Annotated in this window: 24 protein-coding genes; 14 read left to right on the top strand and 10 right to left on the bottom strand. The window is 73.9% G+C overall.

Annotated features, from left to right (window positions below; all coding sequences use genetic code 11):
- Nucleotides 1-6: 6 nt before the first annotated feature.
- Both FJQ57_RS12465 and FJQ57_RS12460 read right to left on the bottom strand, forming a co-directional pair.
- Nucleotides 7-1479, bottom strand: a complete 1473-nt coding sequence (locus FJQ57_RS12465) for an amidase (protein ID WP_139980754.1) — start codon at nt 1477-1479, stop codon at nt 7-9.
- Nucleotides 1480-1489: 10 nt separating this feature from the next.
- Nucleotides 1490-2116 (bottom strand): HAD family hydrolase, encoded by a 627-nt coding sequence (locus tag FJQ57_RS12460; protein WP_139980752.1) that lies wholly within the window; start codon nt 2114-2116, stop codon nt 1490-1492.
- A 47-nt stretch (nt 2117-2163) separates the two neighbouring features.
- Between FJQ57_RS12460 and FJQ57_RS12455 the strand changes: the two genes are divergently transcribed.
- A complete protein-coding gene (locus tag FJQ57_RS12455; RefSeq protein WP_139980749.1) occupies nt 2164-3309 on the top strand; it encodes a metallophosphoesterase in 1146 nt (381 codons plus the stop codon).
- A 342-nt stretch (nt 3310-3651) separates the two neighbouring features.
- Here FJQ57_RS12455 and FJQ57_RS12450 read toward each other — a convergent pair whose 3' ends face one another.
- Complete coding sequence (locus FJQ57_RS12450; protein WP_139980747.1) at nt 3652-4296, bottom strand: TetR family transcriptional regulator; 645 nt, start codon at nt 4294-4296, stop codon at nt 3652-3654.
- Between the two features lie 153 nt (nt 4297-4449).
- Between FJQ57_RS12450 and FJQ57_RS12445 the strand changes: the two genes are divergently transcribed.
- From FJQ57_RS12445 to FJQ57_RS12435, 3 genes are all read left to right on the top strand, one after another.
- Entirely contained in the window at nt 4450-5571 is a 1122-nt protein-coding gene (locus FJQ57_RS12445; protein ID WP_139980745.1) for a ferredoxin reductase, read from the top strand.
- A 28-nt stretch (nt 5572-5599) separates the two neighbouring features.
- Nucleotides 5600-6703: a fatty acid desaturase family protein gene (locus tag FJQ57_RS12440; protein WP_139980743.1), complete on the top strand. Its 1104-nt coding sequence runs from the start codon at nt 5600-5602 to the stop codon at nt 6701-6703.
- A gap of 84 nt (nt 6704-6787) precedes the next feature.
- Complete coding sequence (locus FJQ57_RS12435) at nt 6788-7012, top strand: hypothetical protein (protein ID WP_139980742.1); 225 nt, start codon at nt 6788-6790, stop codon at nt 7010-7012.
- Nucleotides 7013-7031: 19 nt separating this feature from the next.
- On the opposite strand, the gene FJQ57_RS12430 is transcribed toward FJQ57_RS12435, so the two are convergent.
- Both FJQ57_RS12430 and FJQ57_RS12425 read right to left on the bottom strand, forming a co-directional pair.
- Nucleotides 7032-7454 (bottom strand): MmcQ/YjbR family DNA-binding protein, encoded by a 423-nt coding sequence (locus FJQ57_RS12430; RefSeq protein WP_139980740.1) that lies wholly within the window; start codon nt 7452-7454, stop codon nt 7032-7034.
- 18 nt (nt 7455-7472) lie between these two features.
- Nucleotides 7473-8147 (bottom strand): acetoacetate decarboxylase family protein, encoded by a 675-nt coding sequence (locus FJQ57_RS12425; RefSeq protein ID WP_139980738.1) that lies wholly within the window; start codon nt 8145-8147, stop codon nt 7473-7475.
- Between the two features lie 24 nt (nt 8148-8171).
- Between FJQ57_RS12425 and FJQ57_RS12420 the strand changes: the two genes are divergently transcribed.
- From FJQ57_RS12420 to FJQ57_RS22520, 10 genes are all read left to right on the top strand, one after another.
- Nucleotides 8172-8492 carry an antibiotic biosynthesis monooxygenase family protein gene (locus tag FJQ57_RS12420; protein WP_139980736.1) on the top strand — a complete coding sequence of 107 codons (321 nt, stop codon included), beginning with the start codon at nt 8172-8174 and terminating at the stop codon, nt 8490-8492.
- Nucleotides 8493-8540: 48 nt separating this feature from the next.
- On the top strand, nt 8541-9938 hold the full coding sequence (locus FJQ57_RS12415; protein WP_139980734.1) for a glycine--tRNA ligase: 1398 nt from the start codon (nt 8541-8543) through the stop codon (nt 9936-9938).
- A 1-nt stretch (nt 9939) separates the two neighbouring features.
- Nucleotides 9940-10668: a hypothetical protein gene (locus tag FJQ57_RS12410; RefSeq protein WP_139980732.1), complete on the top strand. Its 729-nt coding sequence runs from the start codon at nt 9940-9942 to the stop codon at nt 10666-10668.
- A gap of 37 nt (nt 10669-10705) precedes the next feature.
- On the top strand, nt 10706-11845 hold the full coding sequence (gene dusB / locus FJQ57_RS12405; protein ID WP_139980730.1) for a tRNA dihydrouridine synthase DusB: 1140 nt from the start codon (nt 10706-10708) through the stop codon (nt 11843-11845).
- A gap of 187 nt (nt 11846-12032) precedes the next feature.
- The gene (locus tag FJQ57_RS12400) at nt 12033-12983 is read left to right on the top strand and encodes a VldE C-terminal domain-containing protein (protein WP_139980728.1); all 951 of its coding nucleotides are present in this window, start codon (nt 12033-12035) and stop codon (nt 12981-12983) included.
- 406 nt (nt 12984-13389) lie between these two features.
- Entirely contained in the window at nt 13390-14625 is a 1236-nt protein-coding gene (locus FJQ57_RS12395; protein ID WP_139980726.1) for a deoxyguanosinetriphosphate triphosphohydrolase, read from the top strand.
- On the top strand, nt 14622-15566 hold the full coding sequence (locus tag FJQ57_RS12390) for a 2-hydroxyacid dehydrogenase (protein ID WP_139980724.1): 945 nt from the start codon (nt 14622-14624) through the stop codon (nt 15564-15566). Before FJQ57_RS12395 ends, FJQ57_RS12390 begins: the two co-directional genes overlap by 4 nt.
- Before the next feature lie 28 nt (nt 15567-15594).
- Nucleotides 15595-17457, top strand: coding sequence for a DNA primase (dnaG, locus tag FJQ57_RS12385; protein WP_139980722.1), 1863 nt, complete (start codon nt 15595-15597; stop codon nt 17455-17457).
- Complete coding sequence (locus FJQ57_RS12380; protein ID WP_211348908.1) at nt 17454-17936, top strand: hypothetical protein; 483 nt, start codon at nt 17454-17456, stop codon at nt 17934-17936. The genes dnaG and FJQ57_RS12380 overlap by 4 nt, the downstream gene beginning before the upstream one ends.
- A gap of 26 nt (nt 17937-17962) precedes the next feature.
- A complete protein-coding gene (locus FJQ57_RS22520) occupies nt 17963-19201 on the top strand; it encodes a S8 family serine peptidase (protein WP_170219420.1) in 1239 nt (412 codons plus the stop codon).
- 3 nt (nt 19202-19204) lie between these two features.
- Here the strand turns inward: FJQ57_RS22520 and FJQ57_RS12370 are convergent, their stop codons facing one another.
- The 5 genes from FJQ57_RS12370 to FJQ57_RS12350 all read right to left on the bottom strand — a co-directional run bounded on the left by FJQ57_RS12370 (nt 19205) and on the right by FJQ57_RS12350 (nt 24222).
- On the bottom strand, nt 19205-19954 hold the full coding sequence (locus FJQ57_RS12370; RefSeq protein ID WP_139980720.1) for an SDR family oxidoreductase: 750 nt from the start codon (nt 19952-19954) through the stop codon (nt 19205-19207).
- Nucleotides 19938-20759: a 2OG-Fe(II) oxygenase gene (locus FJQ57_RS12365; protein ID WP_211348907.1), complete on the bottom strand. Its 822-nt coding sequence runs from the start codon at nt 20757-20759 to the stop codon at nt 19938-19940. Before FJQ57_RS12365 ends, FJQ57_RS12370 begins: the two co-directional genes overlap by 17 nt.
- A gap of 384 nt (nt 20760-21143) precedes the next feature.
- Complete coding sequence (locus FJQ57_RS23615; protein WP_139980718.1) at nt 21144-22598, bottom strand: S8 family serine peptidase; 1455 nt, start codon at nt 22596-22598, stop codon at nt 21144-21146.
- A gap of 14 nt (nt 22599-22612) precedes the next feature.
- Nucleotides 22613-23830 (bottom strand): hypothetical protein, encoded by a 1218-nt coding sequence (locus FJQ57_RS12355; RefSeq protein WP_139980716.1) that lies wholly within the window; start codon nt 23828-23830, stop codon nt 22613-22615.
- Nucleotides 23827-24222, bottom strand: a complete 396-nt coding sequence (locus tag FJQ57_RS12350; RefSeq protein WP_139980714.1) for a hypothetical protein — start codon at nt 24220-24222, stop codon at nt 23827-23829. The genes FJQ57_RS12355 and FJQ57_RS12350 overlap by 4 nt, the downstream gene beginning before the upstream one ends.
- Between the last annotated feature and the right edge of the window lie 76 nt (nt 24223-24298).

Raw genomic sequence — 24298 nt, 5'->3', positions numbered from 1 at the left:
CGTCCCTCAGAGCGGGGGACGCCGGTCGGCCCAGGGCGCGGCCTCCTCGAGCTGCGCGGCGAGCCGCAGCAGCAGGCCGTCGGCGCCGAGGCGTCCGACGAGCTGGGAGCCGATGGGCAGGCCGGCGGGCGACCAGTGCAGCGGCACCGACATCGCCGGGCGTCCGGTGAGGTTGGCCAGCTGGGTGTAGGGCACCCACCCGAGGTTCTGGGTGATCATCTGGTCGACGACCGGCGTCAGCCTCAGCACGCTGGCCGCCCGCGCGGTCAGCAGCGCCCTCTGGGCGAGCCGCACCGGCGCCGGGGCCTCGAACGCCCCGATGCGCGGGGGAGCGGTCGCGGTGGTCGGCGTGAGCAGCAGGTCGTAGGTCTCGTGGAACTCCGAGAGCCGCCGCACGTGCTGGTGCCGGTGCTCGATGGCCCGCACGAGGTCGACCGGGCTCGTCGCCCGCCCCAGGGCAGCCATGGTCAGCGTGTCGTCCTCGAAGCCGCCGTCGCCGCTGCCCGAGACCCGCTTGGCCTCATCGACGGAGTAGGCGCAGTAGGCGAACCAGCTGGTGAGGAAGTCCTTGGCCAGCGCCGCGTCGTCGAAGGGCGCCGTCTCCAGGAGCTCGACGTGGTGGCCGAGGCCCTCCAGCAGCTCGCCGGTCGCCGTGGCCGCCGCGACGGCCTCCGGGTCGGGGCTGGGGTTGATCGAGCTGGCGGTGCACAGCCCGATGCGCAGCCTGCCCGGGTCGCGGCCCACCTCCTCGGCGTACGGCGTCGCGGGCTGCGCAGGCAGGTACGGCGAGCGCGGGGTCGGCCCCACCAGCAGGTCGAGCATGGCGGCGGTGTCGCGCACGCTGCGCGAGACCACCCCGTCGGTGGCCGTGCCGCCGAGCGGTTCACCGGCGTCGGGGCCCGAGGGCACGAGGCCGCGGGTCGGCTTGAGCCCGAAGAGGCCGCAGGCCGAGGCCGGGATGCGGATCGAGCCGCCGCCGTCGCTGGCGCCGGCCGCCGGCACGATGCCCGCGGCGACGGCGGCCGCGCTCCCGCCCGAGGAGCCGCCCGGGGTGTGGTCGGTGTCCCACGGGTTGCGGGCCGGGCCGAAGAGGGCGGGCTCGGTGATGCCCTTGGCGCCGAGCTCGGGGGTGTTGGTCTTGCCCAGCAGCACCAGCCCGGCGGCGAGCCAGCGGTCGACGACGTCGGCGTTCTCGGTGGCCGGGGTGGTGGACATCGACCGCGAGCCGCCGCTGGTCGGGTGGCCCGCGACGTCCTGGTGCAGGTCCTTGACCAGGAACGGCACCCCGGCGAACGGCGCGTCGTCGAGGTGCTCCCCGGTGACGTCGGGCAGGTCGACCACGACCGCGTTGACCCGCTCGTTGACCGCCTCGATGCGCGCGCGGGCGGCTGCGACCAGCTCGGCCGAGGTCACCTCCCCGTCGCGGACCAGGGCGGCCAGGCCGACCGCGTCGTGCGCGGCGTACTCCTCGTGCTGCATGCCCGGGACCCTATCGACCAGCAGCCCCCAGGGACTCGCAGAACGCCCGGAGCCCCGCGACACCCGTGAAGTGGTGCACCGTGATGCCCAGCGCCGCGGCGGCGTCGGTGTTGACCGCCTTGTTGTCGACGAACACGGTCTGCTCGGGGCCGACGCCGAGGCCCTCCATCGTGCGGCGGTAGATCTCGGGGTCGGGCTTGACCAGGCCCATCTCGGCACTGACGAAGACCTGCTCCATCAGCGTGGCGAACGGCGTGCGCCGCAGCGGGTCGCCGAAGTCGAGGCCGGCGTTGGACAGCAGCGCCAGCCGGGTGCCGCCCTCGTGCAGCTCGACGAGCAGGTCGACCACCGCCGGCTCGGGCTCGAACCAGCTCGTGAAGTCGATCGTCCACAGCCGCTGCACCTCGCTCAGGCTGTAGGTCCGGCCCAGCCGCTCGCCCATCGCCCGCCAGTAGTCGACGACCCCGAGCTCGCCGCCGTCGAGGGCCAGCCGGTCGACGTCGTACGCCGCCTCGAGCTCGGCGAGCGGCACGCCGGCCGCCTCGGCCAGCGCCGTGCGGGCGGCGGGGGACGGGGAGCGGGAGATGACCTCGCCGTAGTCGAGGACGACGACGCGGTCGGGGATGCTGATGGCCACGGGCCGACGCTAGCCGGGGCCAACCGGCTCTCCGGCAGGCTGGTGGCGTGGGAGACGTCGTCCGGCTCGTCGTCGGGCTCGTGGTCGGGCTGGCCGTGCTGGGCGGGTACGCCGTGTGGCTGCACCGGCGCCTCGCCGTCGCGCCCGACTGGGCCCGTCGCACCCGGCGGGCCGTGCTGGTCGCCGAGGTGGTCGCCGGCGTCGTCTTCGTGGTCGGCGCCTCGCTCCTGCGGCGCGGCGACCCCGCGCCGACCCGCGTGGTCGTGTGGCCGGCGATGACCCTGCTCGCCGTCGTCCTCTACCTCACGATCGGGCTGGTGCTGCTCGCCCTGGTGTCCCTGGGGCTGCGGCTCGCCGGGCGCCCCGAGGCGCGGCGCCGGCTGCTGCGGGCCGGCACCCCGACCGTCGTGGTGCTGGCCCTGCTCGTCACCGCCGTCGGCGTGGTGGCGGCCACCCGGCCGGCCGTCCGGACGACCGAGGTCACCGTGGCCGACCTGCCGGCGTCGTACGACGGGCTGCGGGTCGCGCTCGTCACCGACCTGCACGTCGGGCCGCTGCACGACGACAGCTGGACGCGCCGGGTGGTCGCGATGGTCGAGGCCGAGGACCCCGACCTGGTCGTCCTCGGCGGCGACCTGGTCGACGGCTCGCCCGAGCACGTCGCGCGCTACCTGGAGCCGCTGCGCGACCTCGACCCGCGTCTCGGCGTGGTCGGCGTCATCGGCAACCACGAGCTCCTCGGAGGACTCGACGAGGCCCGCGAGTGGGTCGAGACCTACCGCGGCCTCGGGGTCGAGGTGCTGGTCAACGAGTCGCGCGAGCTCGCGCCCGGTCTGGTCGTCACCGGCGTCAGCGACGCCACCGGCACCGACGACCTGGCGCCCGACGAGGCCGCCGCCCTGGCCGGCGTCGACCCCGAGGGCTTCGTCCTCCACCTCGCCCACGAGCCCCACCAGGTCGAGGACCTGCCCCGCGGCAGCGGTGTCGACCTGGCGCTGTCGGGCCACACCCACGGCGGCCAGCTCTGGCCGATGCACCTGCTCACCCCGCTCTCCGACCCCGTCACCCAGGGGTACGCCGAGGTCGCCGGCGTCCCGACGCTGGTCAGCCGCGGCGTCGGCACCTCCGGCCCGCCGGTGCGGGTCCTCGCACCCGCCCAGGTCGACCTGGTGGTCCTGCGCTCGGCCGGCTGACCCAGCGCGGCGGTCGCGTGGTCTCGAGACAGGCCGCCAGGCGGCCTTCCTCGACCACCGTGCGGCCGGGCCGGGGCGCGATCCTGCGGCAACCGACCTGGAGTCGGGCCCGCGGTGCCGGGCCGGCGGCAGCGGGGCCAGGTGGCGCGGGTCCGCCGGACGGAGCCGGTCGGTCTCGGGCCCGAGGATCCTGAGGCGCCCGGGCCACAGCAGGTCCGGGCCACGGGGCGCACGGAGCAGCCGGTCGGGTCGGGGTCCGGGTCGGGCCCGCGGTGCCAGGCCGGCGGCAGCGCGGCCAGGTGGCGCGGGTCCGCCGGACGGAGCCGGCCGGTCTGCGACCGGTTAGTGAGAGCGCCAGGAGAAGGCGCCGATGAGCACCATGCGCAGCTGCTGGCGGGCCCGCTCGCCGACGGCCCGCTCGAGGTCGGGGCGGCCGGCGGCGACGAGGATGTCCTCGGCCGTGGCGACCATCGCGGTCACGATGAGGTTGGACAGCACGTGCAGGTCCTCGTTGCTCCACTCCTCGGTGCCGGGCAGGCGGGCGATGTCGGTGGCCAGCTCGCGCTCGCACAGCTCGACCTGGTGCCGGATCGCGGCGCGCACCGACAGGGGGCCGGCGGCTCGCTCGCGGACGATGAAGTTGAAGTGCTGGCGCTCCTTCTGCACGTGGCTGACCAGCGTGTCGACCGACCGGTCGACGATGTCGCGGAACGACGGCTCCTCGCGGCCGGGCCGGCCCGGCCGCCGTACGTCGCGCAGCATGGCCCGCAGCGAGACGAAGGACTCGTCGACCAGGGCCAGGCCGAGGGACTCGATGGAGTCGAAGTGGCGGTAGAACGCGGTCGGCACGATGCCGACCTGCTTGGCGACCTGGCGCAGCGAGAGGGCGACGAGGCTGCTCTCCTCGCACAGCTCGAGCGTGGCGTCGAGGATGGCGCGGCGGGTGCGCTCCTTGCGCTCGACGCGCGTCTCGGTGGCCTCGGTCACCCGTCGATCCTAGGACGTGCGCTGAGGGCGGCCCCGGGTCCGCAGCGCGGAGGACGTGTGTCCACCCTCACCGCCGGGGTTGGTTGACCGTCGGTGGCCGGTCGACCATGCTTTGGGAGTACAAACGTACACCGAATCTTCGGAGGCCACCCCATGAGCACCACCGCACCGCTGCCGGCCCTCGGCCGGCGCATCCTGGGCTCGAAGGTGCTGGCTGCGCTGACCTCGCCGCACGGGGTCGACCGCTACCTCGAGATGATCAACCCGATGTGGGCCGCGCAGGACGTGCGCGCCCGGGTCGTCTCGGTCCACCGGGAGAACCCCGACAGCGACGCGGCACCCGTCGCCACCATCACCTTGCAGCCCACCGCCACCTGGCGCGGTCACCGTGCCGGCCAGTACGTGCAGGTCGGCCTCGACCTGCCGGGCTCGGCCAAGCGGATGACCCGCTGCTTCACCATCTCCTCGGCCGCGAGCACGCCGGGCGAGCAGATCACCCTGACCGTGCGGGCGCACGAGGAGGGCCAGGTCTCGAAGTACCTCGTGGCCGCCGAGCCGGGCACGATCGTGCACCTCAGCCAGGCCCAGGGCGACTTCACGCTCGACGAGAGCCCGGCCACCCCGACCAACAACCACCTGCTGTTCGTCACCGGCGGGTCGGGCATCACCCCGGCCATGTCGATCGTGCGCACCCTCCTGCGCGACGGGTACGACGGCCGCGCGGGTCGCAAGGTCACCTTCCTGCACTACGCCCGCTCGCCCGAGGACCAGATCTTCGCCGACGAGCTGGCCGAGATCGCCGCGGCCGACAACGACGTCACCGTCCACCTCTTCCACGGCGACCACGTGTTCTCCGAGTTCGAGCTGCGCCGCCTCGTGCCGCGCCACCGCGACACCGACACGTGGGCCTGCGGTCCGGCCCCGATGATGGAGCTCGTCGTGGCGGCCTACGACGGCGCGCCGGAGCACCGGTTGCGCACCGAGTTCTTCAAGGCGCCCAAGCCGGCTGGCTCCGGCTCGGCCGAGGGCGACGTGACGTTCGCCCGGTCCGGGCAGGAGGCGCCCAACAGCGGGGCGACGCTGCTCGAGCAGGCCGAGGCCCTCGGGCTCTCGCCGGAGTTCGGCTGCCGCATGGGCATCTGCTTCTCCTGCACGTCCCGCAAGACCGAGGGCACGGTCCGCAACGTGCTCACCGGCACCACCTCGTCGATGCCCGACGAGGACATCCAGATCTGCGTCAGCGCCCCCGAGGGCGACTGCACCGTCGAGCTCTGACCACCCGCCAGAGGAAGGACACACCAGCATGGTTGCCGCACCCAGCTACATCGACGAGGTCCTCGAGCACGTCGACCTCCAGGAGACCAAGCGCCTGACCGAGGAGCAGCTCGAGCAGTTCGGCGCCGAGATGGACGCCATCCGCCAGCGCATCCTCGACGACCTCGGCGAGAAGGACGCGAGCTACATCCGCAAGGTCGTGAAGTACCAGCGCGGCTTCGAGATCGCCGGCCGCGCGCTGTTCTACCTGCCGCCGGCCTGGCCGCTGGCCGTGGCCTCGCTCTCCATCTCCAAGATCCTGGAGAACATGGAGATCGGCCACAACGTCATGCACGGCCAGTACGACTGGATGGGCGACCCGGGCCTGAACTCCCGCATGTACGACTGGGACAACGTCTGCCCCGGCGAGCAGTGGAAGTACAGCCACAACTACATCCACCACACGTTCACCAACGTGCTCGGCAAGGACCGCGACATCGGGTACGGGATCCTCCGCATGGACGAGGACCAGAAGTGGCACCCGTACTACCTGGGCAACCCGCTGTACGCGTTCCTGCTGATGATCTTCTTCGAGTGGGGCGTGGCGATGCACGACCTCGAGGTCGAGAACATCGTCAACGGATCCCGCAAGATCGAGGAGAACAAGGCCCTCCACGCGGGCATCATGCGCAAGGTCAAGCGCCAGGCGCTCAAGGACTACCTGCTCTTCCCCGCGCTCACCGGCCCGCTGTTCCCGCTGACCTTCGCGGGCAACGTGACGGCCAACCTCATCCGCAACATCTGGGCCTTCAACATCATCTTCTGCGGCCACTTCCCGGCCGGCGTCGCCACCTTCACCCAGGAGGAGTGCGAGGACGAGAGCCGCGGCCACTGGTACTACCGCCAGCTGCTCGGCTCGGCCAACATCACCGGCGGCCCGCTGATGCACCTGATGTCGGGCAACCTCTCCCACCAGATCGAGCACCACCTGTTCCCCGACCTGCCGGCCCGCCGCTACCCGGAGGTGGCCGAGGAGGTCCGCGAGATCTGCGAGCGCTACGGCCTGCAGTACAACACCGGGCCGCTGCACAAGCAGCTGGGCAGCGTGGCCAAGAAGATCTTCACGATGGCGCTCCCTCCGAAGAAGGGCTGACCGGACCGGTCATCCCGGCCGGCGCGGGCCGCGTGTGACGCGGCCCGCGTTGGCGTCGTGACCTGGGACGTCCACACTGGGGGGATGGGCGACCAGGGCACGGGCCGTGACCACCTGAGCAAGGCCGAGATCAACAAGGACACCATCCAGGCGACTGCCGAGGCGGCCGCCGGTGCCGTCGGCGAGGTGGCCACGATCATCACCAAGGCCGTCAAGGACGTCGCGGGCGCCATCGGCGGCTTCGCGACCGAGGTCTTCGAGATCCGCGAGTCGGCCCGCCGGGCCGGCGAGGAGCACGGCACCGACTGACCGCTGACCCGTCGTGGGTTCACGACGGGTCAGCGTCGTCTGCGGCCCCGTCGAGCAGCCGGGCGAGCTTCCTCGGCGCCAGCAGCCGGTAGCTCTCGTTCACCAGCTCGGCCACCTCGGCCCAGTCGGTCTCGTCGTCGAGCACCATCGCCACGACGGTCGGCGCCCAGTCGGGCTTCAGGAACGGGAGGCCGTGGGCCTCCAGGGCCAGCAGCTCGTCGCCGCAGGACCGGAAGGTGACGACGGTCCGCTCACCCAGCCCGGGCGACCAGCGCTCGGCCCAGTGCCCGGCCAGCACGTGCACGTGCGCGAACGTCCGGGTCCGCACCCGCCAGCGGACGCCGGTCCAGGCCTCCTCCTCGTCCGCCTCCGGCAGCGCCCGCGCCAGGGTGCCGACCCGCTCGACGAGGTCGAGCGGCGGCTCGGGGCGGCCCTTGACCACGTGCGACCGCGCCCGGCCTCAGCCGAACGACATCCGGAACGACGCCATCCGCACCGACGCCAGCGGCCGGGCAGCCTGCAGCCAGCCCAGCGGGCCGTCGGCGGCGAAGTCCCAGCGGGCGCGGGCGGGCAGGGTCTTGGCGGTGCCCTGCAGCACGGCGCTCTTCTCCCCGCCGCCCTCGGGCAGCTCCGGCTGCCAGGTGACGCCCTTGAACGGCGTGCGCGGCGCCACCCGGGACAGGTCGGTGAACGACGCGCTCGCGACCGGGCGCCGCTCGAGCGTGGCCGACCAGTCGGTGGTCGTGAGCGGACCGCGGTGGCTGGTGTCGAGGTCGAAGTCGGCCAGGCCCTTGGGGATCGCCCACAGCTCGCGACCGCCGGCCACGGACTCGGGGGAGTCGACCCAGATGTCGGTGATGGAGACCTTGCTGCGCAGCGCCGCCAGCGGGCTGCGCGACCCGGTCGGCAGGGCCCGCGCGACCAGCAGCTCGGAGTAGGTGAGCGGGCTGCCCTCGGCGTAGGAGACGAACGCCGCGCCGTACACGCCCCGCGGCCGCGGCGTCCCGTCGACGGCCACCGCGTCCTGCCCGAGCCGCAGCACCGTCAGCCACATCGAGCCGACCATCGGCCACGGCGCACCGGGGTAGGTGATGCCGGCGGGCTTGGTGTAGGGCGCCTGCGCGGGGGTCGTCATGGCGACCAAGACTAGGGTCGGGGCGTGATCGTGGTGAACCGCTTCCGCGTGCCGGAACCCGACGGCGACGCCTTCCGCGGCGACCTGCAGCGGGCCCACGACGCGCTGGCCGCCCGGCCCGGCTACCTCGCGGGCGCGATCGGCCGCAACGTCGACGACCCGACGCTGTGGGTTCTCACCACCACCTGGGAGCACGTCGGCGCCTACCGACGCGCCCTCTCGGCGTACGACGTCAAGCTGCACGCCGTGCCGACGCTGAGCCGCGCGCTCGACGAGCCCAGCGCCTACGAGGACGCCGAGCCCGGATCGGACCTCAACGTGCGTGCCTCGAGGTCGTTAGGCTGACCGCTCCTCGGTCGGCAGCCAGCCGACCGTCGGACCCAGGAGCCACCCGTGCCCAAGCGCGCCGCGACCGCCCTCGCCGACGTCGTCTCCCTGGCCCGGCGGCGGGGCTTCGCCTATCCCTCCGGTGAGGTGTACGGCGCCACGCGGGCGGCCTGGGACCTCGGCCCGCTGGGGGTCGAGCTGCGCGACAACCTGCGGCGCCAGTGGTGGCGCGCCGTCGTCCACGGCCGCGACGACGTGGTCGGCCTCGACGCCTCGATCATCCTCCCGCCGGCCACGTGGGTGGCGAGCGGCCACGAGGACGGGTTCGCCGACCCGCTCACCGAGTGCCGCAGCTGCCGGCAGCGGTTCCGGGTCGACCACCTGCGCGACGGCGAGACCGGCGACGACGACGGCAGGCCCGCCGACCTCGTCTCGGCCGTCTGCCCCTCCTGCGGCACCCGCGGTGCGTGGACCGAGCCGCGCCGCTTCTCGGGCCTCCTCACCACCCACGTCGGCGCCGCCGAGGGCGACGAGGGCGAGGGCGGACGCCACCACCTGCGGCCCGAGGCCGCGCAGGGGGTCTTCCTCAACCTGGCCAACGTGGTGACGACCAGCCGCAGCAAGCCGCCGTTCGGCATCGCCCAGGTCGCCACGTGCTTCCGCAACGAGATCACCCCGGGTGACTTCCTGTTCCGCACCCGCGAGTTCGAGCAGATGTCGCTGGCCTGGTTCGTGAAGCCGGGGGAGGGCCCGCGCTGGCACACCTACTGGCTCGAGGAGCGCACCCGCTGGTACGTCGACCTCGGGATCGACCCCGACGACCTCCGCCACCACGAGCACCCCCGTCCCGGGCCCGGTGAGCACACCACCCACACCGTCGACATCGACTTCCGCTTCGGGCTGCCCGGCTCGGAGTGGGGGGCGCTCGAGGGCGTGACCGACCGGGCCGACCACGACCTGCGCGCCCACGCGGAGGCCTCGGGCCGCGACCTGTCCTTCTTCGACCAGGCCGCGGGGGAGCGGTGGTTGCCTCACGTCGTCGAGCCCGCGGCCGGCCTGTCGCGGGCCGTGATGGCCTTCCTCGTGGCCGCGCACGCCACCGACGAGGCACCCAACACCAAGGGCGGCGTCGACCAGCGCACCGTGCTGCGGCTCGACCCGCGCCTGGCCCCGGTCAAGGCCGCGGTGCTGCCCCTGAGCCGCAACGCCGAGCTGTCGCCGCGGGCCCGCGCGCTCGCGACCGAGCTGCGGGCCTCCTGGCCCGTCGAGTTCGACGACGCGGGCGCGATCGGCAAGCGCTACCGGCGCCAGGACGAGATCGGCACGCCCTACTGTGTGACCGTCGACTTCGAGACCCTCGACGACGAGGCGGTGACCGTGCGGGAGCGCGACACGATGCAGCAGACGCGGGTGCCCCTGGCCGGCGTCGCCGACCTCCTGGCCCAGAAGCTGCGGGGCTGCTGAGGTGCCCTCCCGTCACCGCGTCGTGACGTCGGCGGCCGTCCTCATCCTGGCCCTGGCCCTGGCCGGCTGCGGGGGCGGCGGGGCCGGCGGCGCCGCGGCCCCGTCCGCTGGGTCGACCTCGACCTCGACCTCGACCTCGACCGAGCCCAGCGCCACCCCGACCTCGACGGCGCCGTCCGCCCCCAGCGCCACCGCGACCGACTACCTCCCCGTGCCGCCCGACCGCACCCTCACCCCGCCCGGCACCGACCTGCCCTTCCGCGAGGGCGCCCTCGTCGCCTGGCAGCCGCGCCAGGACCTCGTCGGCGTCGTCGGCGTCGAGGTGCTGCGCGTCGAGCGCTCGACCGTCGCCGACCTGCTCGACGGCTACGACCTCGACGCCCAGGCGGCCGCGTCGACGCCGTACCTCGTCACGATGAAGGTGGGCAACGGCGGTGACACCGACCTCGGCGGCCGCACGCTGCCGGTCTACGTCGTCGACAGCGAGCAGCGCCTCGTGCCGCCCACCGGCACCGACCGCACGTTCGCACCCTGCCGGGGCTCGGTGCTGCCGCCGGTCTTCGCGCCCGGCGACGCCGCCCGGTCGTGCCTGCTCTTCCTCGTCCCCGACGGCGCGAGCCTGGCCTCGGTGATGTTCCGCCCGCCCGAGGGCGTCGTGCCGATCACCTGGACCGGCCCGGTCAAGGACCTCGGCAAGCGGGGCGGCACCCGCGGTCGCACGCCCCGCTGATTCCGCCCGACCCGCGCGGGCGCGGCATCATGGACCGGTGACCGCCCCGACCGCCCCGTTGCAGCTCGGACCCCTCACGGTCGCGACGCCGGTGGTGCTCGCGCCCATGGCCGGGGTCACCAACGCCGCCTTCCGGCGCCTGTGCGCCGAGCAGGGCGCCGGCCTGTACGTCTGCGAGATGATCACCTCCCGCGGGCTCGTCGAGGGCGACCAGCACACCCGCGACATGCTGGTCTTCGACGAGGCCGAGACCGTCCGGTCGGTCCAGCTCTACGGCACCGACCCCGTCTACGTCGCCAAGGCCACCGAGATCCTGTGCGGCGAGCACGGTGTCGCCCACGTCGACCTCAACTTCGGCTGCCCCGTGCCCAAGGTGACCCGCAAGGGCGGCGGCGGGGCCCTGCCCTGGAAGCGGGCCCTGCTGGGCCGCATCCTCGAGCAGGCCGTGGCCGCGGCCGCGCCGTACGGCGTCCCGGTCACGATGAAGACCCGCAAGGGCCTCGACGACGACCACCTCACCTACCTCGACGCCGGACGCATCGCCCAGGAGTCCGGCGTCGCCGCGATCGCCCTGCACGGTCGCACGGTCGCCCAGGCCTACAGCGGACGTGCTGACTGGGACTCCATCGCCCACCTCGTCGACCACGTCGACATCCCGGTGCTCGGCAACGGCGACGTCTGGGAGGCCGCAGACGCCCTGCGCATGGTCGAGCAGACCGGCGCCGCCGGCGTCGTCGTGGGCCGCGGCTGCCTGGGCCGCCCGTGGCTGTTCCGCGACCTCGCCGCCGCCTTCGCCGGCGAGGAGGCGCAGACCCTGCCCGCCCTCGGCGAGGTCATCACGATGATGCGCCGCCACGCCGAGCTCCTGTGCGAGCACATGGGGGAGGAACGCGGCTGCAAGGAGTTCCGCAAGCACGTCTCCTGGTACCTCAAGGGCTTCGCCGCGGGCGGCACCGTACGCCGCTCGCTCGGCCTGGTCTCGACCCTCGCCGACCTCGACGCGCTGCTGGCCGACCTCGACCCGACCGAGCCCTTCCCGGTGGCCGAGCTCGGCACCCCCCGAGGCCGCCAGGGCAGCCCGCGCGACCGGGTCGTGCTCCCCGAGGGGTGGCTCGACGACACCGACGGCACCGACAGCATCGCCGCCGAGGACGCGGGCGAGACCAGCGGCGGCTGACCGCCCCGTCGGGTGTGGACGGTGCGTCGGCACGCTGACCTGCGGTTTTTGCCGACGTGACCGACCGCACCGTGTGAAGGAAGCATGCAGATGCCGTGCCGGCGTCCGGGCTGTGCTTGACTCGCCATTCATGCCCGCCGTGACCCGGTGGGCATCGCCCTGTCTTCGACCGCAAAGGATCAGCGCTGTGGCAGATCATCGCCACAAGCGGGACACCAATGCCCGCCGGCTCCTCGGAGCCCTGCCCACCCGTCTCAAGGCGACCACGCTCGCCGCTCCGCTGGCCGTCGTGGCGACCGCCGGGATCGTGTCCTTCGGCGTCCTCGGCGCCGACGTGACGCCCGCCGACGTCGCCGGCGCGGCGCCCGTCGTCGGAGACTCCCTCGGCCCTGCCGCCGAGGCGGCCTCCGTCGCCGAGCGCACCCCGACGCTCTCGCGCGGCACCGCCGCCCGGTCCGACGCCGTCCAGGGTCGCGAGGCCGCGGCCCCCGTCGTCCCCGCCGAGCCCGCCACGCCGACCAAGCCGACCAAGGCCGAGCTGTTGATGCGCGCGCCGGCCGTCAAGGCCGCCATCAAGGACGCCGAGACCGAGCTCTGGACCACCGAGGCCCTCAACCTCTGGGCCAACCCCTCCGAGGACGCCCGCCAGCTCGGCGAGATCGCGCCCGGCGAGCAGGTCACCGTCACCGGTCGCTCGCTCAACGGGCGCGAGGAGATCGTCTGGAAGGGCGAGGACGTCCGCTGGGTCACCGCGGGCTACCTGTCCGAGGAGGAGCCCTTCACCCTCGGCGGCGACTGCACCAACGGCACCACCGTCCCCGCCGGCGTCTCGGAGAACATCAAGAAGGTCCACGCCGCCGTCTGCGCCGAGTTCCCCGAGATCACCACCTACGGCACCTTCCGCGGCGACGGCGAGCACGCCCAGGGCATCGCCGTCGACATCATGGTCTCCGGCGACCGCGGCTGGGAGGTCGCGGAGTTCGTCCGCAAGTACTACGCCGACCTCGGCGTCAGCTACGTCATCTACTCCCAGAACATCTGGTCGGTCCAGCGTTCCGGCGAGGGCTGGCGGGGCATGGAGGACCGCGGGTCCACCACCGCCAACCACTACGACCACGTCCACGTCACCACCTACTGATCTGGTCGCCTCCGGGCCCGCAGCCGCGGCGCCCCCGCGTCGCTTCCCGAAGGCTGCCGCGACCTGGTACGGCGGGGCCGACCCGCGACCGGCAGGCCCTCCGGCTCCGTGCGCCCTCTGGCCCGGTCCTGCTGCGGCCCGGGCGCCAGCGCGTGCTTGTCTTGGTCGCCTCCGGGCCCGCAGCCGCGGCGCCCCCGCGTCGCTTCCCGAGGGCTGCCGCGACCTGGTACGGCGGGGCCGACCTGCGACCGGCAGGCCCTCCGGCTCCGTGCGCCCTCTGGCCCGGTCCTGCTGCGGCCCGGGCGCCCCGCGTGGTCGGAGACCATGGCCGACCCCACGGTGGTCGAGGAAGGCCGCCTGGCGGCCTGTCTCGAGACCACGCACCCCCGGCCCTAGGCTGCACCCGATGGACCCGACCGAGCTGTACGACGAGGCGGCGCGGGAGCGGCTGGTGGTCGAGCCGCCCAAGCGCGTCGACGCGCCGGTGCGGGCGCCGTTCGAGCGCGACCGGGCGCGGGTGGTGCACGCCGCGTCCTCGCGGCGCCTGGCCGCCAAGACCCAGGTCGTCGGGCCCCAGTCCGACGACTTCGTCCGCAACCGGCTCACCCACTCCCTCGAGGTCGCCCAGGTCGCCCGCGACCTGTCCCGCGCGCTCGGCAGCCAGCCCGACATCGCCGAGACCGCGGCCCTGGCCCACGACCTCGGCCACCCGCCGTTCGGCCACAACGGCGAGCGGGCGCTGGCGGCCGTCGCCGAGCCCTGCGGCGGGTTCGAGGGCAACGCGCAGACGCTGCGCCTGCTGACCAGGCTCGAGGCCAAGACGGTCGACGCCGAGGGCCGCTCGGCCGGCCTCAACCTGACCCGCGCCACCCTCGACGCCTGCACCAAGTACCCCTGGGAGCGCGCCGCGGCCGGACCCGACGCCCGCAAGTTCGGGGTGTACGCCGACGAGCGGGCGGTCTTCACCTGGCTGCGCGACCAGACGCCCGGCCGACGGCTCTGCCTGGAGGCGCAGGTGATGGACCTCGCCGACGACGTCGCCTACTCCGTCCACGACGTCGAGGACGGCGTGGTCGCGGGACGCCTCGACCTCACCGACGTCGACCGCCCGGCCGTGTGGGAGACCCTGCGCCACTGGTACCTCCCCGACGCCCGCGACGACGACCTCGACGACGTCCTCGACGGGTTGCGCGCCGTCGGCACCTGGCCCACGGCGCCGTACGACGGCAGCCGGCGCCACCTGGCCGCGCTGAAGAACCTCACCAGCGACCTCATCGGTCGCTTCTGCGGCGACGTGCAGGCCGCGACGTTCGCGGCGGGCGCCGGGCCCTTCGTCCGGCACGACGCCGACCTGGTGCTGCCCGAGCGCACGGTGCTGGAGATCGCGGTGCTCAAGGGCCTCGCGGCCCACTACGTCATGCAGGCCGCCGACCGGGTGGCCGCGCTGGAGCACCAGCGCGAGCTGCTGACCGAGCTGGTCGCGGCGCTGCTCGGCCGCGGCCCCGACGCCCTCGACCGGCCCTTCGCCGACGACTGGCACGACGCGCCCGACGACGCCGCCCGGCTCCGCGTGGTCGTCGACCAGGTCGCCTCGTTGACCGACGCGAGCGCCGTGGCCCGGCACGCCAGGATGGTGTCGTGACCGACCGACCCGACCCGCTCGTGTGGCTGCCCTTCGACCCCGACGAGCTCGGCGACCCGCCGACCGGCCTGCGCTACGAGGTGGTTGACCCCGTCGACGGCGACGTCCCCGACTCGATCGGCGACGTGCGGTTCTACGTGCCGCCCTACCGCCTCGGCCCCGAGGTCACCGAGGTCCTCCCGCGGATGACCTCCCTGGAGGTCGTCCAGACCCTCACCGCCGGTGTCGACAACGTCCGCCTGCACCTGCCCGACGGCGTCACCCTCTGCTCCGGACGCGGCATCCACGACGCCTCCACGGCCGAGCTCGCCGTCACCCTCACCCTCGCGTCCCTGCGCGGCGTCCCGGAGGCCGTCCGCGGCCAGCAGCGGCACGCCTGGGCCGCGGGCTGGCGCACCTCGCTGGCCGACCGCCGCGTCCTCGTCGTCGGGTACGGCGCCATCGGCCGCGCGATCGAGGCGCGGCTCTCGCCGTTCGAGGTCGAGGTCGTCCGGGTGGCCCGCACCGCGCGTGACGGTCGCGACGGCGGCCCGGACGTCCACGGGTTCGACGAGCTGCCGGTCCTGGTCCCCGAGGTCGACGTCGTCGTCCTCGTCGTGCCGCTCACCGACGAGACCCGCGGCCTGGTCGACGCCGGCTTCCTGGCCCGCATGCGCCCGGGTGCCCTGCTGGTCAACGTGGCCCGCGGACCGGTCGTCGTCACCGACGACCTCGTGGCCGCGCTGGTCGAGCGGAGGGTCACCGCGGCCCTCGACGTCACCGATCCCGAGCCGCTGCCCGCCGACCACCCGCTCTGGGACGCCCCAGGCCTCCTGCTCACCCCGCACGTCGGCGGCATGACCAGCGCCATGTGGCCCCGGGCCCACCGCCTGGTCCGCGACCAGCTCCACCGGTACGCCGCCGGGGAGCGTCTCCACAACGAGCTGACCGGCGCCTACTGACCCCTCGTCGGCCCCGTAGGATCGCGACGTGGCAGGGCGGATCCGCGAGGACGACATCGCAGAGGTCCGCGAGAAGACCCGCATCGACGAGGTCATCGGCGAGTACGTCACGCTCCGCAACGCCGGGGGCGGCTCGATGAAGGGCCTGTGCCCCTTCCACGACGAGAAGACGCCGTCGTTCAACGTCAACCCCCAGCGCGGCTTCTTCCACTGCTTCGGCTGCCAGGAGGGCGGCGACGCCGTCACCTTCGTGATGAAGATCGACGGCCTGGGCTTTGCCGAGGCCGTCGAGCGGCTGGCTGAGAAGGCCGGGGTGCAGCTGCGCCGCGAGGAGACCGACGGCCGCGAGCAGCAGCAGCCCAAGGGCCCGCCGCGCCAGCGCCTCGTCGAGGCCAACCGGCTCGCCCAGGAGTTCTACGCCGAGCGCCTCGGCGGCGCCGACGCCGTCGAGGCCCGCCGGTTCCTCTCCGAGCGCGGCTTCGACCAGGACTCCGCCGAGCACTTCGGCGTCGGCTTCGCGCCCCGCGACGGGGAGGCGCTCGTGCGCCACCTGCGCGGACGCGGCTTCAGCACCGACGAGCTCGTCGCCGCCGACCTCGCCGGGGTCGGCCGCTCGCCGTACGACCGGTTCCGCGGACGGCTGCTGTGGCCGATCCGCGACCCGGGCGGCGCCACCATCGGCTTCGGCGCGCGCCGGATCTTCGACGACGACCGTGTCGACGCCAAGTACCTCAACACCCGCGAGACCCCGCTCTACAAGAAGAGCCAGGTCCTCTACGGCATCGACCTCGCCCGCACCTCGATCGGCAAGACGTCGCAGGCCGTGGTCGTCGAGGGCTACACCGACGTCATGGCCTGCCACCTCGCCGGCGTCACCACCGCCGTCGCCTCCTGCGGCACGGCCTTCGGTGATGAGCACACCCGCGTGCTGCGCCGCTTCCTCCACGACCACGAGACCATGACCGGCGAGGTCATCTTCACCTTCGACGGCGACGCCGCCGGCCAGGCCGCGGCCCTGAAGACGTTCAAGGGCGACGACAAGTTCGTCGGCCAGACCTACGTGACCGTGCAGCCTGATGGCCTCGACCCCTGCGACCTGCGCATCCGCGACGGCGACGAGGCCGTCCGCGACCTCATCGCCCGCCGCGAGCCGCTCTACCGCTTCGTGCTGCGCAACGTGGTCTCCAAGTACGACCTCGACCGGGCCGACGCCCGCGTCGCGGCGGTGCGCGAGGCGGCAGGACTGGTGGTCAGCAGCCGCGACTCCGCGGTGACCAAGGGCTCCTTCGCCCGCGAGATCTCGGCGCTCACCGGCGTCGACCCCAACGACGTCCAGGCCGAGGTCGAGCGCGTCGGCCGGTCCTCCGGCCGCGCCGCCCCGGCCGCCCCCGAGCGCCCGCGCCAGGCCGGTCCCGACCTCCGCGACCCGCGGTTCACCGTCGAGCGCGAGACCCTCAAGCTCTGCCTGCAGCACCCCATGGTCATCGGCCGGGCCACCACCGACATCGGCGTCAACGACTTCACCCACCCCGTCTACCGCGGGGTCTGGGAGCGCGTCGAGGCCGCCGGGGGGCTCGTCGCCGGCTCCGACGACCCGGCGTGGGTCGGCCGCATCCGCGACGCGGCCTCCGACGACCCCGAGGTCGCCTCGGCCGTCAGCGCGTTGGCCGTCGAGCCGCTCAAGCGCACCCCCGACGCGGCGTACGTCGTGCAGCACGTCTTCCGGTTGCTCGAGCTCACCGCCGCTCGCCGCATCGCCGAGGTCAAGTCGCGCATGCAGCGCACCAACCCCGAGAAGCAGGAGGCGGAGTACAACCGCATGTTCGGAGAGCTCGCCGCCCTGGAGCAGTACCGCCGCCAGCTGCGCGACCAGATCGTCGGCGTCCAGTGAGGGCGCGGCGGCGGCGCCCCGACCTCGAGGTCGGGCCGGGGGAGCGGTTGCTCGCCTGGGCCACGACCGACGACGGCGTGGTCATCGGCGGCACCCGGGACGCCTTCTACGCCCCCGTCCGCGTGCCCTGGGAGCAGGTGGAGGCAGCCGACTGGGACTCCGAGACCGGGTCGCTGCGGCTCAGCGAGGTCGGCGAGTGGGGCCGCCCCCGACCCGAGCACGTGTACGCCGTCGCCGATCCCGGCCGGTTGCTGCAGCTGGTCCGCGAGCGGGTCACCGCGTCGGTGGTCTACCAGCGGCACGTGCCGATCACGGGTCGCCGCGGCATCCGGGTCATCGCCCGCCGGCCACCCGCCCGCACCACCGAGGTCACCTGGGTCTACGAGTTCGACGAGGGCATCGACCCCGACGACCCTTTCACCCGGCTCGCGGCGGCCGAGGCGCTGGCCGCGGCCCGCATCGAGGTCGGCCTGGAGTGAGCCCCGTCGCGGGTTACCCTCGTCGCGTGCGGACGGCGACCTGGGGACGACTCGTGGCCGCGGCCGCGCTCGCGCTCGCGCCGCTCGTCCCGGTGGTCGTCGCCGCCCCGGCCGTCGCGGGGGCCGCCGGGTGCGAGCAGGGCCTCACCGGCGGCAACGAGGAGCCCTCGACCACGTCGTGGGCCCAGGAGCGCCTCGCCTTCGCCCGGGTCCGCGAGCTCGCCACCGGCAGGGGCCAGACCGTCGCGGTGATCGACAGCGGCGTCAGCAACCTGCACCCGCAGGTCAAGCAGATCCGCTACCGCGACCCGGCCAACTTCGTCTACCCCGGCAGTCCCGTCATCGACTGCGAGAAGGTCGGTCACGGGTCCGGCGTCGCCGGGGTCATCGCCGCGCCGGTGCAGACCGACGTGGGGTTCGAGGGCATCGCGCCCGGCGCCGAGATCGTGCCGATCAAGCAGTACGACAGCGACGACGACGAGCTGGACACGCCCGCGACCCTGGCCGGCAGCATCGACTACGCGGTCGCTGCCGGGGCCGACGTCATCAACATCTCCCTCTGGATCCCCGAGGACGACCCGGCCGTCCGCCAGGCCGTCGTCGACGCCGGCAAGGCCGACGTCGTCGTCGTGGCTGCGGCCGGCAACATCGTCGAGGGCGCAGAGACGTTGTTCCACTTCCCGGCCGAGTACGCCGGCACCGGACCGGAGTTCGACCACGTGCTGGCGGTCGGCGCCACCAACCGCGACGACACCCTGGTCGAGGAGTCCGTCCGGGGCGCCTTCGTCGGCATCGCTGCGCCCGGGGGCGAGGTCCTGCTCCCGACCGGGATCGAGGGCTACCACGTCACGAGCGGCACGAGCTTCGCCGCGCCCTTCGTGAGCGGCGCGGCCGCCCTGGTGCGCGAGCGTCACCCCGAGCTGTCAGCCGCCGAGGTGGTGACCCGCCTCGAGGCCACCGCCGACCGGCCCGGCGTCGCGGTCCCCGACGACGGCTACGGCTGGGGCATCCTCAACCCCTACGTCGCCCTGACCTCCGAGCGCGACGACGGCGCGCCGCTCCCGGCCGCCGAGGCAGCCGCACCGATCCCCGCCCCCGACCTCCCCGGCCCCGAGGACCGCACCCTGCAGAACGTCGCGTACGCCGTGACCGGCGGCCTCGTCGCGGCCGGCGCGGTCGTCGCCGTCGGCGCCGCCGCCTGGCGTCGTACGTCGGCCGAGCACGCGCGCGGCAGCAGCTCGGCCGCGGCCGGCCCGCCCGTCTAGGCCTCAGCCGGTGGGGCTCGGCTCTTCGACCGGCAGGACCTTGCCGGTCATCGACCCACGGTCCACGGCCACGACGGCGTCGGCCACGGCCTCGGTCGGCACCCGCGACGGGAACGCGTCGGGGGCGATGGCGTTGACCCGCACCCCGAAGGTGGCGAACTCCTGCGCGGTGTAGCGGGTCAGGTGGTTGAGCGCCGCCTTGCTCGCGGCGTACACGCCCTGCCCGCCGGGGTAGACCCGGCTGCCCGAGAGGCTCGAGACGTTGACGACGTTGCGGTTGGCCGCGCGGTTGCCGTGGTCGTCGTGCCGCCAGGACCGCTGCGAGAGCCGGACGGCGAGCCGCGCAGGCACCTCCACGTTGAGGGCGAAGTAGCGCGCCATGTCGTCCAGGGCGGCGTCGCCGTCGCCGAGACCCGCGTGGAAGCGCATCACGGCCGCGTTGTTGACCAGCAGGTCGACCCGGCCGTAGCGGGCCAGCACGAGGTCGACCAGGTGCTCCGGCTCGCCCTCCTTCTCCAGGTCGGTCTGCACGACGAAGACCCGGCCCCGGTCGGAGGTGGCGCCGGGGTCGAGGGGGTCGACGAAGGAGTCGTGCTGCGACGGGGCGGCGGGCGCGCGGTGGCGGTAGACGGCGACGATGTCGTACTCGTCGGCGTACTTCTGGCAGAACGCGTTGCCGAGGGTGCCGCCGGCTCCGGTCAGGAGGCAGACGCGTCGCTCGGCCGTGCGCGGCCGGTCACTTCCAGTAGACAATGTTCTCGCCTCCCCAGCGCTCGATGACGTCCTGCTTGCGGCGGTGGACCCACATGACGACGCTGGTGCGGGGCGTCCGGTTGCTGAGGAACGCGTGCCAGCTGAACGGCGTGCACTCGAAGAAGACCGCCGAGTTGTTGATCGGCGGCACGGCGGCCGCGGGGCCGAGGTGCGCGCCGCTGGCGGACTCGAACAGGCCGGTCTCACCACCGTCCCCGGGCGACCACTCCGGGTTGCCCAGGTAGAACAGCGCAGCCACGCCCCGCACGGTCTCCCGGGCCTCGACGCCCTCGGCGCGCTCACCGGTGTGCGCGTCGACCTCGGTGGTCGACAGCCCGACCTCGTGCCTGCCCGGCTCGTCCGCCCCGGGGAACCACGCCGTGGTGAGGTCGTTGTGGGGCCAGCCGCTCCGGCCGCCCGGTGCGTGGTGGTGCAGGCTCGCGATCACGTCGCCGGTCGCCTCGACGTCCCACAGGCCAGCCATCACGTCGTGCCAGGCCCGGGACAGGAACACGTCGAGCGGCCCGCCGGGGTGCTGCTGCACCATGCTCGACGAGGCGTCGTAGCGGCCCATGTTGCGCTCGCGGAAGGTTTCCGACTCGATCAACCCGGTCACCTGGCGGTGCAGGGCGTCGTAGAAGTCGGGCACGAAGACGTCGCGGGCCACGACGTGCGAGAACGGGCGGGCCTTGCGCACCCAGCCCCGGTGGGCGAGCAGCGGCGCCAGGTCATCGACGTCGCGCAGGCCGCGGTAGGCGCTGACGGACCCGGCCGTCCCCGGCCGGGTCGTCTGGTCGGTGGTCATCGTGGTCCTCCGGGGGGGCGGTGGGGGTGGGGGTGGGTAGGTGCCCGGCGGCGGCGGCCAGGCCGTCGCGGGTGGGGCCGGTGGCCCAGCCGTGCGGGGGCGCCGCGCCAGGGCCACCCCGAGGGCGGCGAGGCCGAGGACCACCAGGGTCGCGAGGCCGACGATGCCCGGGACGAGGCCGGACGAACCCGCTCCGCCGGGATCGGCGCCGGTGGCCTCCGGCGCTGGCGGCCCGGCGCCCGGATCGGCCGGGCTGTGGAGCAGTGGCGCCGGTCGCCGGCCCTGCGAACGACGCCGCGGACGACGCGAGGGCGAGCGCCACCGCGGCTGCTGACCGGGGAGCTCGCCGTCGCATCGCTGTCCTTCGTCAGCCGGGGGCGCTCATCAGGGAGCGCCGGGGGGTGGGGGCGGAGGAGGCGGCGGGGCGGCGCCCGGCTGCGGCGGCCACGGCCCGGCTGGAGGTCCTCCGGCGTGCGGCCACGTCGGGGCCGACGGGCCTCCGGCCGGCGACCGGCGGCGGCTGCTGGCGACGACGAGCGCGACCACACCGAGGACGGCGAGGACGCCGAGGCCCACGATGCCCAGCACCAGGCCGCCGGAGCCGCTCGACTCGCTCGAGCCGGCGCTCTCGGTGTTGTCGGACGGAGGGGCCTGCCCCGGGTCGGTTGGAGGAGGGGTCGTCTCCGGCGTGGCCGGGGTGGACCCGGAGCCGTCCGGCTCCCCGGCGCCCGTCCCCGGGCTGCCGCCCGGCGGGACGGCGGCGTCGAGGGCGTCGTAGATGGGGTTGGGCGCGTCGGCGGGGATGTCTTCCTCGATGGCTCCGCGGGGACGGATCGTCCCGAGCCCGGAGCTCGGGTCGCGGACACCGGTCTGCTTGCTGCCGTCGAGCGGGGCGGCCGTGGCCAGGACGCGAGCCACGAGCTCCCTGGACGGCATGTCGGGGAACGCAGCACGGACGAGCGCCAGCGAGCCCGAGACGATCGCAGCGGCACCGCTGGTGCCCTCGGCCTTGAAGGCCTCGTCGGTGCCGGGCTTGAAGTTCAGCAGGTCGTCACCAGGACCCACGAGGTACATGTTGTCGGGTGTGGCACTGCCGCTCCACATGCGCAGGTCGGGACCGTCGGCGGTGTTGCCGTAGAAGCCGTAGGCGCCGACCGTGATCACCCCCGCGCAGTTGCTCGGGTAGTTGGACGGGGTCGACGGGCCGTCGTTCCCCGGGCCACTGACCAGGATCATGCCGGCGTCGACGGCGACCCGGACGGCCTGCTGGAGACCAGCCGGGCAAGGTCCGTCGTCGCCGTAGGACATGTTCACGATCTCCGGGGGGTCGGGCAGCTCGGCGAGGCGCTGGAGAGCATCGGCCGTCCCGTCACCCAGGGCCTTCTCCGGGCCCTTGACGGGGAGGATCGTCGACTCCGGAGCCATGCCCAGGAGGCCGGGCCCGGTGCCTCGACCAGCGATCGCGGCAGCCATGCCGGAGCCGTGGAACCTGGTCGGCTCCCCAATGTCACCGCGGCCGCCGCCACTGAGGTCGAAGCCCTTCTCGACGGCGCCCTCGAGGTCACCCGTGGGTTCGACACCGGTGTCGATGACCGCGACCACCACGCCTGCGCCGCGGGTGTGGTCCGCCCAGATCCGTTCGGCGCCGAGCGCGTCGAGCCACCACTGCTCGGCCCGGACGTCGAAGTTCGGCTTGGCGGCCGGCGGGACGGTGTCGCTGGGAGAGCCAGGAGAAGCCGACGCGGGACCGAGCAGCGTCGGGACGACGAGGACCGCGGCGGCGAGGGCGCCGGCGGCCAGCCGCCGACGCCCTCGCACGACCCCGAGACGTGAGTTCACAGAACCATTCTCGCTCAGGTGAGGCTCGGGGGCAGGTCGTCGCCACCCCAGACGTCCTCGTCCTCGGACAGCCAGGTGGAGCGCTCGTTCTCCTGCTCCTCGTTCTGGTTGCCGTGCATCGGCATCATGCCGGGCATGCCGCCGCGGGCTCCCGCCGCACCGCCGGCCGCGCCGCCGGCGCCGCCCGTCGGACTGCCGGAACCACTGCCGCCCGCACCGGGCATGCCTCCCACCAGGCCACCGCCGCCGGCGCCACCGGACAGCCCACCGGCGCTGCCGAGCCCACCACCGGGACCGGCGCCCAGGCCGGGGGCACCGGGCCCACCACCGGGGCCGATGCCGGCCAGCTGGGAGCCGTTGTCGAGCCTGATGCCGTCGGCCGGCCCGACGCCCGGTGAGCCGGGGTAACCGGGATAACCGGGGCTGCCGGGGTAGTCACCCGGGCCGCCCGGCAGGCCGGGGAGCTCGGGGGGCGCCTCGGAGGGGAGGCCGGGGGGCGGTGGCGGCTGGGTCGGCGGCGGCTGGCTCGGCAGGCTGGGCGAGCCGATCGAGGGGCCACCGGTGCCGTTGAAGCTGGGGCCGCCGCCGAGGCCGGTCGGAGTGGAGCCGTTGCCACCACCGGTGCCACCGAAGCCCTGGTTGTTCCAGTGCTCCTGCGAGCCGTCGTTGACCAGGTGCGTGCTCGACTGGTTGGGCATCATGTGGACGGCGTCGCGGTAGTTGTCCACGATCTTCTGCAGGTAGGCGCGCGCGTCCTCGTCGCTGGTGTTGTTCATGGTGGTGACGGCGCCGACCCCCACGGCCGCCACCGGCCCGAAGGGTGCGCCCTTGGCCGCACCCTCGAGGAACGAGGAGTCGTCGATGTTGTGGGCGGAGTTCTTGACCTCCACCCAGGACTGCTTGAAGGCCGACAGCGGACCGTGGACGCGGCCGGCCTCGTCGTACATCGCCTCACCGTTCTTGCGCAGGCCCTCCACGGTGCTCAGCGCCGCCTTGGACTCACCGCCGCGCCAGGCGTTGGCCAGCCGGTTGTGGATCGAGGCCAGGCTCGAGGCGACGTGCTCGCCCATGGCCTGGGCGTCCTCCATGCCCGAGATGATCGGGTCGAGCAGGTTGGGATCGCTCTCGAGCAGCTGCTTCTTGATGCCGCCGGCGTCACCCTCGCTGTTGACCGTCCCGCCGGCGAAGCTGCTGGCCCCCGTGCTGTAGCTGGACTCGCGGATGTTGTTCATCCGGTCACCTCCTGGGCAGGTCCGCCCTGGTTCACCTGGTTGACGTTGGTCGCGACCTGCTGGTCGGTGTCGCGGTAGCCGTTGGCCGTGGAGCGGCAGGCCTGCTCCAACCACGTCAGGCCCTCGACGAGCGCGGTGTACTTGTTGCTGATGCTCTCGTACTGGTCGTTGTAGACGGCGACCTTGTAGTCGTTCAGCGACCCGCCGTCCTCCTTGAACAGCGACGTCCACGCGGTCGCCATCTGGGACGGCGTCGCGTTCGTCTGGAAGTCCATCTGATTGCCGGTCGCATTGGTGTCACCGGACACGTCGTCGAGCAGGTCGGCGATCGCGTCGGCGATGCTCAGCAGCTCATCGGGGTCGACCTCGACACCCGAGCCCTGTCCTGTCATGTGCTCTCCCCTTTCTGAGTTCTACGCCCGACAGCGGCCGGGGGCCGTGGCCCCCGGCCGCTGTCCGTGACGTGCC

It is taken from the genome of Nocardioides litoris (assembly GCF_006346315.1).
Classification (GTDB): Bacteria; Actinomycetota; Actinomycetes; order Propionibacteriales; family Nocardioidaceae; genus Nocardioides; species Nocardioides litoris.
Note: the sequence above shows the minus strand (reverse complement) of the source record. Positions and strands in the feature narration are given on the sequence as shown.